Here is an 8,861-nt window from a genome sequence, read left to right as displayed (position 1 = left end):
CAAACCACTCAGGATTTCAAGGGTTTTTATGGGAGGCATCTCCGAATAGGTTCAGAATCAAGGGCAAATGGAATCCACTTGTTTCGTCATTCCCGTGAAAACGGGAATCCAGTGCTTTTATTTTACTGGATTCCTGCTGGAGTTTATCCCGTACTTGATACGGGACAGGAATGACATTGTTTTTGAGGACATACCCTATAATTCATAATATCAACATCGCATCGCCGTAACTGTAAAATCTGTATTGCATCCTAACAGCCTCAGCGTAAGCCTCGAGTATATTCTCTCTTCCCGCAAATGCACTCACCAACATTATAAGTGTTGAGCCGGGCAAATGAAAATTTGTAATAAGCCCATCTATAATCTTAAAAGGATACCCTGGATAGATGAACAGAGATGTAAACCCTTTTGTAGCCCGAAGATACCCTGTTTTTTGAGCAGCACTTTCGAGTGCCCTCGTGACTGTTGTGCCAACAGCAATAATCCTTCTACCATCCTTCTTTGCATTATTTATAATTTTTGCGGTTTTCTCAGATATTTCAAAATATTCTTCATTCATTTTATGTTTACGGATATCGTCTGCCCTGACAGGTGTAAATGTCCCTGTGCCGATATGGAGCGTTATGGATACAATTTCTATTCCATAGGATTTAAGGTCATTTATAAGTTCATCTGTAAAGTGTAAACCTGCTGTAGGGGCGGCAAGTGAGCCGTCATTCTTTGCATACACGGTCTGATACCTTTCTCTATCGATCTCTGTAGGTGTTCTCTTTATGTAGGGTGGAAGAGGTGGTACTCCTATCTCTGCAAGTATCTGTCTTACATTACCATTCCCTGAAAACTCTATCTTTCTGCCAGCTCCAGAACCATCAGTTTTTCCATCTTTATGTATGATCCTTCCTCTGAGTTTTCCATCTCCGAAGATGATGGTCTCTCCCTTGGTAGTTTTTCTATCGATCAAGACATTCCATCGATGGCGTTCTACTTCATGCGCACCCCAAAAATTTTCAATTTTTTGCGACCCCGAATTTATCAGCAACAATTCGACGCGACCTCCTGTTCTATCTCTATATCCATTTAATCTCGCTGGAAGTACCTTCGTCTCATTTATAACAAGCACATCTCCACTTTTCAGATAATCTGTAATATCTTTAAACAGTCTGTGTTCGATACTACCATCAGCCCTGTTTAGCACCATAAGTCTTGACATATCACGCACAGGGGAGGGGTATTGTGCGATTAACTCCTTTGGGAGAATATAATCAAAATCAGAAAGTCTCATTAAACTCATCTCCTTAAAAAAATCCAGAGTAGCAAAGTGATTATTACACTGATAATTATACTCGTGGTTATAGGAAAATAAAAGGTGAAGTTCTTCTTCTGGACAATAATGTCACCAGGGAGTTTTCCGAACCATGGGATTTTGTTAAAGAGGATAAAAAACACCCCAATTGCTACGATTACCATTCCTATGATGACCAGTATCTTCCCTAAACCACTAATATCAGGCATTTACCTCCAACACCATCTTTATTATTCTTTTTTATTTCTTTCCGGCTGAATACACATCCACAGTATTTCTGCCTGTAAAATCCCATTTCTAAAGAGAGTCTTCTACCTTCATCCCATCCTTTTCTGAAGTCTTCTGCGAGAAACTTTATACCATACCTTTCAGAAGCCTCATAACCAATACCCACAATACTATCGAAATTCTGATACTTGCTGAAAAGCAGGGTGGTGGTAAATGCCTCCAGATGATTTTCTACCGCTGTCTCTGCTGTTGCATATAATCTTAGCCTGTAACAGCCATAACACCTCTCTTCTTTTGATTGTATACTCATTCTGAGATGGTTTTCTGGCTCGTATGTATCTTTGTGAATGAGTTTTAGCCCTTGAGAGTTTGCAAAACTGACTGTCGAATTAAACCTGAGAAGATGTTCGATACATGGGTGGATATTTGGATTATACCAGAATCCAGATACATCGAAATTATTCTCTCTAAGCCGTTTCACTGGATAGATGGCACAATTTGCACAGCATACATGTAATAATATTTTTACCATAGTTTTTCCTGATCCTGAGCATTCTCAGGACCTATTGGTGGTTGTTCCTCTCTATCTCTATCTGTCACTGTCTGCCGTGTGCCTCTTGGAATAAACGGAATCCCGAAATGTTCGAATGCAAGCCTTGTAGCAACTCTTCCTCTTGATGTTCGTTCAATAAAACCTTCCTGAAGTAAGAAGGGTTCATATACATCTTCTATGGTGTCCTTCTCTTCACTTATTGATGCCGACAGTGTCTCAATACCTACAGGACCTCCATCGAATTTCTCTATGATTGTCAGAAGAAGTCTCCTGTCCATCTCATCAAACCCTTTTTCGTCTATCTCAAGAGAGGAAAGTGCATCTTTTGCGACATTTATGTCTATCTCGCCATTTGCCTTTACCTGTGCAAAATCCCTGATTCTCCTGAGGAGTCTGTTTCCGACACGAGGGGTTCCTCTTGACCTTCTTGCTATCTCCCATGCGCCTTCTTCGGTAATCACCACACCGAGTATGTTAGCCGATCGCAGGATTATCTTCATCAACTCTTCCGGATTATATAAATTAATCCTGTTTATGACACCGAATCTGTCCCTTAGGGGAGAGGTAAGAAGACCTGTGCGTGTTGTCGCACCTATGAGTGTAAATTTGGGGAGGTTCAGTTTCAGTGTTCTTGCGCTCGGTCCCTGACCGATTATTATATCAAGCTGATAATCTTCCATTGCGGGATAAAGGATTTCCTCTACAATACGACTGAGTCTGTGTATTTCATCGATAAACAGTATGTCTCTATCACTGAGGTTGGTTAAAATGGCTGCAAGATCACCAGGTCTTTCTATTACAGGACCAGATGTTGTTTTTATCCCTACATTTAGTTCGTGTGCTATGATGTAGGCGAGTGTTGTCTTTCCAAGACCTGGAGGACCACAGAGGAGGACATGGTCAAGGGCGTCTCCCCGCTGACGAGCTGCCTCAATAAATACCTTAAGGTTTTCCTTTATACGATTCTGTCCTACAAACTCAGAAAAGTTTCTGGGCCTGAGCGTAAGTTCAATCTTTATGTCTTCTTCTTTTGTCTCAGGTGTTATCAATCTCTTCAGAGCCATCACATACCCAGCAACAATTAACGATTATCAATTAACAATTATCAATTATTAATTGTTCATTGTTCATTTTACCTTAAGAAGCACCTTGAGTGATTCCTTTATTACCTCTTCTACAGAAGATGCATTATTTAACTGTGAAAGGGCAGTCCTGAGTGCCTTTTCTGCAGAGTCCTTTCTGTAGCCAAGATTTATCAATGCTGAGAGGGCATCGTCATAATGGCTGTCTCCAGCCCTCGTCTCTCGTTCCTCGTTCCTCGTCCCTCGTTTTATGAGTTTGTCTCTTAATTCAAGGACAAGTCTTTCTGCGGTTTTCCTGCCAATTCCGGGGATCGAATGTAATCTAACAATATCACGGCTTTTTATTGCGCTAACAAGATCATTAGGAGGAATACCTGAAAGTATGCAGAGTGCAAGTTTAGGCCCAATACCAGATACACCGATAAGTGAAAGGAATATATCTTTTTCCTCAGATTCAAGAAACCCATAAAGCCTTATAGAGTCATCTGTCATGTGAGTGTATGTATTAATAACGATCTTTTCTCCCTTATCCGGTAGCCTGTAGAATGTTGAGAGAGGAATAAATATCTGATAGCCGACCCCACCTACATCTACTATGATGGAGTTTGGCGATTTGAATAGCAGATTTCCCCTTATGGTAGCGATCATAACTTTTTCGATCTTCGATTTTCGATCTTCGATTTTCGATTGTTGATGTGGCATATCGCCAATGCTAAGGCATCTGCAGCGTCTTCATTGCAGGAGGATTCTCTGAGGTGAAGTATCTCTCCTATCATATACTGTATCTGGTGTTTTGCCGCAGAACCATAACCGACAACAGACTTCTTTATCTCAAGGGGTGTATACTCAAATACAGGTATTCCTGCATTTACTGCTGCAAGGATGGTTGCACCCCTTATTTCTCCGAGCCTTAAGGCGGCTTTTACATTCTTTGAAAAAAAGAGACTCTCAATAGCCATTTCATCAGGATTATATTTTTCAATGATGTTTGAGATAGAATCGAATACTTCTTTTATGCGTTCTGAGAACAAGTTGAGACGAGATGTCTCTATACTTCCTGAAGCGATATGCAAAAGATTCTGCCCCCCTGAATCAAGTTCAGAGTCCTCAATGATTCCGAATCCACATGTAATGCTTCCCGGGTCTATACCCAATACTTTCATCCCATTAGACTCCCTTTTTTCACCCCGGGTCTAACGGGATTCATTATCTTCCCACCTTTGCGATTGCCTCATCAGGGATATCAAAATTTGCGTATACATTATGGATATCGTCATGGTCTTCTAAGACATCCATGAGTCGTGCCATCTGTTCCGCTTCTTTTCCATCAAGTTTCACATAACTCTTAGGAACCATTGTTACCTCGGCAAGTGAGATATTTATTTTTTGCTCCGTCAGGTAGGATTTTACCTTCTCCATTTCGTAAGGTGCAGTGATAATCTCGAAGTTATCTTCGTCGTCTGTCTTCATATCTTCTGCACCTGCCTCGAGTATAAGAGACATCAATGTCTCCTCTGCCACACTCTTTTTATCAATGAGGATATACCCTTTTTTCTCAAACATCCATGATACGCAGCCTGCCTCCCCTATATTTCCTCCGTATTTGCTGAATAAATGCCTGATTTCTGATATAGTTCTATTTTTATTATCTGTCATTGCCTCTATCAATACTGCAATGCCACCAGGTCCGTATCCTTCATATATTGCTTCTTCATATGATACGCCAGGTAGTTCTCCTGTCCCTCTCTGTATAGCCCTCTTTATATTCTCTAAGGGCATATTTGCCTCTTTTGCCTTTTCAATCGCTATCCTCAATCGTGGATTTCCCTGCGGATCGCCTCCACCAAGCCTTGCTGCAACTGCCAATTCCTTTGTGAGCCTTGTAAATAACTTTCCCCTCTTTGCATCAACTGCAGCCTTTTTATGTTTTGTCTGCGCCCATTTTGAATGTCCTGACATATTTTAATATTATGGTTTATCCATATTTATTGTCAATGTTTTATTTAGAGCCTGAAAACCCTTGACATTCATAAGGGTTTTAATATAATCGAGGTAATTGAAAAACCTTTAATCTTAAGGTTGGGAAAGGCATCCCCATGATACAAACAAAGAGTTTTCCTTATAGGTTCCTTTAGCCGGCATTACAGTTAAGAAAAGAGAATAAGTACTGACTCGCCATTTCTAATGCAAGCTTTTAGGACAACTCACCAGAATAAGGATTTTATTTGACAAAGGAAACCTCACTATTTTATATTCGATACATAAGTGCTTGCAACATCTGAATAAAATAACAGGGGAAAGAATATGAGGTTTGAATTCGAGAGAATAAAAAGACTCCCACCTTATGTATTTGGTATTGTGAATGCCATGAAGATTGAGGCACGGCGAAGAGGGGAAGATATCATCGATCTCGGTATGGGGAATCCTGATATGGGGACACCACCGCATATCGTTGATAAATTAGTTGAGGCTGCCTATAACCCGAAGAATCATCGCTATTCTGCCTCAAAGGGTATTACAAAACTCAGATGGGCTATATGTGATTGGTATAAAAGGAGGTATGGAGTAGAGTTAGATCCTGAAACAGAGGCAGTTGTTACAATAGGTTCTAAGGAAGGGCTTTCACATCTTGTGCTTGCTACACTTGGTCCTGGAGATGTAGTGCTGACACCAACACCTGCATACCCGATACATCCGTATTCTGCAATAATAGCAGGTGCTGAGGTGAGGAGTGTCCCCATGAGAAGAGATACAGACTTTTTCTCAGAGATGCTATCTGCATTCAAACAGATATGGCCAAGACCAAAGATGTTGATAATAAATTTTCCTCATAATCCGACGACGATGGTGGTTGATCGAGATTTCTTTGAAAAAGTGGTCGATTTTGCAAAAGAGCACAATATTATGGTTATTAACGACCTTGCATATGCAGACCTTGTCTTTGACGGATACAGGGCACCGAGCTTTCTTGAGGTAAAAGGGGCAAAAGATGTAGGCGTTGAATTCTTTTCTATGACAAAGAGTTACAGCATGGCTGGATGGAGAGTAGGTTTCTGCGTCGGCAATAAAGACCTCGTTGGTGCACTTATAAATATAAAGAGTTATTTAGATTATGGTATGTTTCAACCGATACAGATAGCGAGCATAGTTGCATTAAACAGTTCTCAGGAATGTGTCACAGATATCGTCAATACCTATAAAAAAAGACGGAATGTGCTTGTAGATGGTCTCAACAAGGCAGGGTGGTATATAGAAAAACCGAAGGCAACCATGTTTGTCTGGGCAGAGATTCCTGACGGCTTCAAAAAGATGGGCTCACTTGAGTTTTCAAAATTACTACTTACAGAGGCTAAGGTTGCTGTTTCTCCAGGTATAGGATTCGGTGAAGGCGGAGATGAATATGTGCGTTTTGCCCTCGTTGAAAACGAACACAGAATAAGACAGGCTGTAAGGGGGATAAAGCGTGTGCTGGAGAATTTCGGATGATAAATGTTGGAATAATAGGATTCGGGACGATTGGGACTGGTGTGGTGAAGCTATTAAAGAAAAACGCTGATGTAATAGAAAGAAGGCTTGGAGTTCCTGTTTTAGTCAAGATGATTGCTGATATCGATATAGAGCGAGACAGAGGAGTTACACTGGATAAAGAGATACTTATCAGGGATGCAGGTAGAGTCATAGAGGATGACAGTATCGATATAATCGTTGAGCTTATAGGGGGATACAATCCGGCAAAAGAATTCATAATAAAAGCTATTAAAAAGAGAAAGCATGTGGTTACTGCAAATAAGGCACTTCTCGCAGTATATGGAGAAGAAATATTTAACGAGGCAGAGAAAATGGGTGTGGATATTCGTTTTGAAGGTAGTGTAGGTGGGGGGATACCTATCTTAAGGATGTTAAGGGAGGGACTTTCTGCTGATAACATACAATCTATCTATGGCATAATAAATGGAACATGTAATTATATACTTACAAGGATGACAGCAGAGGGAATAAGTTTTAAAGAGGCATTGAAGGAGGCACAGAGGTCAGGTTATGCAGAGACTGATCCGACGCTGGATATAGAAGGTATTGATTCTGCACACAAACTTATTATTCTTGCATCTATGGCTTTTGGCACCCCCCTGAGATTTGATGATGCGTATATCGAGGGGATAAGCAATTTAGCACCTGTTGACATCAGGTTTGCAGAGGAGTTTGGTTATACGATAAAACTCCTTGCAATCGCAAAGATGGTGAATGGCGAGGTCGAGGTGCGGGTACATCCAACAATGCTACCAAGAGAATATCTTATATCTAAGGTTGATGGCGTATACAACGCTATATATGTGGTTGGCGATGCTGTTGGCTCTACACTCTTTTATGGACAGGGGGCGGGTGAGATGCCAACAGGAAGTGCTGTGGTGAGCGATATAATAGAAATCAGTAGAGGAATTATAAATGGTGTGAGTGGTCGTGTCCCTGCAACCTCATTTCTATGGGATAGACGGAACACGCTCAGGGTAAGAAAAATGGAAGGGGTAATTTCACGCTACTATCTCAGGTTTTCAGCACTCGATAGACCTGGGGTATTATCCAAAATCTCTGGTGTTCTCGGGTCCAATAATATCAGTATCTCATCAGTTCTGCAGAAGGGGAGAAAGGAAGGAGAGGCTGTTCCTGTTGTGATGATGACCCATGAGGCGAAAGAACAGAATATGAGGGCTGCAATCGAGGAGCTTGATAGACTACCGGTTGTTGCCGAAAAGACTGTTTTCATCAGGGTTGAGGGTGGAGAATAAAAACAGTTAGGAGTAGGGAGTTCAGAGTTAATAAGAAATGACTGTTTTATCAGGGGGAGGGGGTAGAAAACACCTTTGATGGATGAGAAGTATGGAGGAGCATATGGAAGGGATGAAGATAGATAAGAGAATAAACATAAAAGGCGATGTATGTCCGTATACCTTTGTAAAATCAAAACTTGCTGTGGAGGATATGAATATCGGAGATGTTCTGGAGATTATACTCGATTATCCTGAGGCTGCTCGGAATGTGCCAAGCTCCTTAGAGATGGCAGGACAGAAGGTCCTTAAAGTAGAAAAGATAAATGAGACGGACTGGAGGATTATTGTCCGCAAGGAGGTGGATTGATGTTTGATTTTACGGATGAGGAGATACAGAGATATAGCAGGCATATAATCCTCTCAGAGGTTGGTGGAAAAGGTCAGAAGAAAATCAGGGAGGCAAGCATCTTTCTCGTAGGTGCAGGGGGTCTTGGTTGCCCTGCTGGCTATTATCTTTCTGCAGCAGGTGTCGGTAGACTCGGCATTGTAGACACGGATACAATAGAGCTGAGCAACCTTCAGAGGCAAATAGCCCATTCAACTGAAAGGGTTGGCATGTCAAAGGCTGAATCTGCAAAAGAGACATTCCAAGGGTTAAATCCTGATGTTAATATTTTCATTTATAAAGAAAGACTTAACTCAAATAATATAATGAATATTATTAAGGAATATGATATAATTATTGATGGAAGCGACAATTTCCCTACAAGATACCTTGTTAATGATGCATGTGTAATGATGGGAAAACCACTTGTGAGTGGTGCTATACTCAGGTTTGAAGGGCAGGTGACTACAATAATTCCAGGAGAAGGTCCCTGTTATAGATGTCTGTTTGAGACACCACCACCCCCTGGATTGGTCCCGAGCTG

10 protein-coding genes and 1 pseudogene are annotated in these 8,861 nt (G+C 41.1%); 4 read left to right on the top strand and 7 right to left on the bottom strand.

The window, feature by feature from the left end:
- Positions 1–202: 202 nt before the first annotated feature.
- The 7 genes and pseudogenes from queA to AB1488_05800 all read right to left on the bottom strand — a co-directional run bounded on the left by queA (position 203) and on the right by AB1488_05800 (position 5,125).
- Positions 203–1,282 (bottom strand): tRNA preQ1(34) S-adenosylmethionine ribosyltransferase-isomerase QueA, encoded by a 1,080-nt coding sequence (gene queA, locus AB1488_05830; GenBank protein ID MEW6409616.1) that lies wholly within the window; start codon positions 1,280–1,282, stop codon positions 203–205.
- 5 nt (positions 1,283–1,287) lie between these two features.
- A complete protein-coding gene (locus tag AB1488_05825; protein MEW6409615.1) occupies positions 1,288–1,512 on the bottom strand; it encodes a DUF2905 domain-containing protein in 225 nt (74 codons plus the stop codon).
- Positions 1,491–2,063: an epoxyqueuosine reductase QueH gene (locus tag AB1488_05820; protein MEW6409614.1), complete on the bottom strand. Its 573-nt coding sequence runs from the start codon at positions 2,061–2,063 to the stop codon at positions 1,491–1,493. Before AB1488_05820 ends, AB1488_05825 begins: the two co-directional genes overlap by 22 nt.
- A gap of 101 nt (positions 2,064–2,164) precedes the next feature.
- Positions 2,165–3,142 (bottom strand): annotated as a pseudogene (gene ruvB / locus AB1488_05815) (Holliday junction branch migration DNA helicase RuvB).
- Between the two features lie 69 nt (positions 3,143–3,211).
- A complete protein-coding gene (ruvA, locus tag AB1488_05810; protein MEW6409613.1) occupies positions 3,212–3,868 on the bottom strand; it encodes a Holliday junction branch migration protein RuvA in 657 nt (218 codons plus the stop codon).
- Positions 3,811–4,329, bottom strand: a complete 519-nt coding sequence (gene ruvC, locus AB1488_05805) for a crossover junction endodeoxyribonuclease RuvC (protein MEW6409612.1) — start codon at positions 4,327–4,329, stop codon at positions 3,811–3,813. Before ruvC ends, ruvA begins: the two co-directional genes overlap by 58 nt.
- A 43-nt stretch (positions 4,330–4,372) precedes the next feature.
- Positions 4,373–5,125: a YebC/PmpR family DNA-binding transcriptional regulator gene (locus AB1488_05800; protein MEW6409611.1), complete on the bottom strand. Its 753-nt coding sequence runs from the start codon at positions 5,123–5,125 to the stop codon at positions 4,373–4,375.
- Positions 5,126–5,470: 345 nt separating this feature from the next.
- Between AB1488_05800 and alaC the strand changes: the two genes are divergently transcribed.
- From alaC to AB1488_05780, 4 genes are all read left to right on the top strand, one after another.
- A complete protein-coding gene (gene alaC / locus AB1488_05795) occupies positions 5,471–6,652 on the top strand; it encodes an alanine transaminase (GenBank protein MEW6409610.1) in 1,182 nt (393 codons plus the stop codon).
- Entirely contained in the window at positions 6,649–7,950 is a 1,302-nt protein-coding gene (locus AB1488_05790; protein ID MEW6409609.1) for a homoserine dehydrogenase, read from the top strand. The genes alaC and AB1488_05790 overlap by 4 nt, the downstream gene beginning before the upstream one ends.
- A 103-nt stretch (positions 7,951–8,053) precedes the next feature.
- Positions 8,054–8,299, top strand: coding sequence for a sulfurtransferase TusA family protein (locus AB1488_05785; GenBank protein ID MEW6409608.1), 246 nt, complete (start codon positions 8,054–8,056; stop codon positions 8,297–8,299).
- Positions 8,299–8,861 (top strand): ThiF family adenylyltransferase (locus AB1488_05780; protein ID MEW6409607.1); only part of this gene is annotated, 563 nt, incomplete at its 3' end. The genes AB1488_05785 and AB1488_05780, both read left to right, overlap by 1 nt.

The organism is Nitrospirota bacterium, assembly GCA_040756155.1.
Classification (GTDB): domain Bacteria; phylum Nitrospirota; class Thermodesulfovibrionia; order JACRGW01; family JBFLZU01; genus JBFLZU01.
This window is presented reverse-complemented; position numbering and strand designations above follow the sequence as displayed.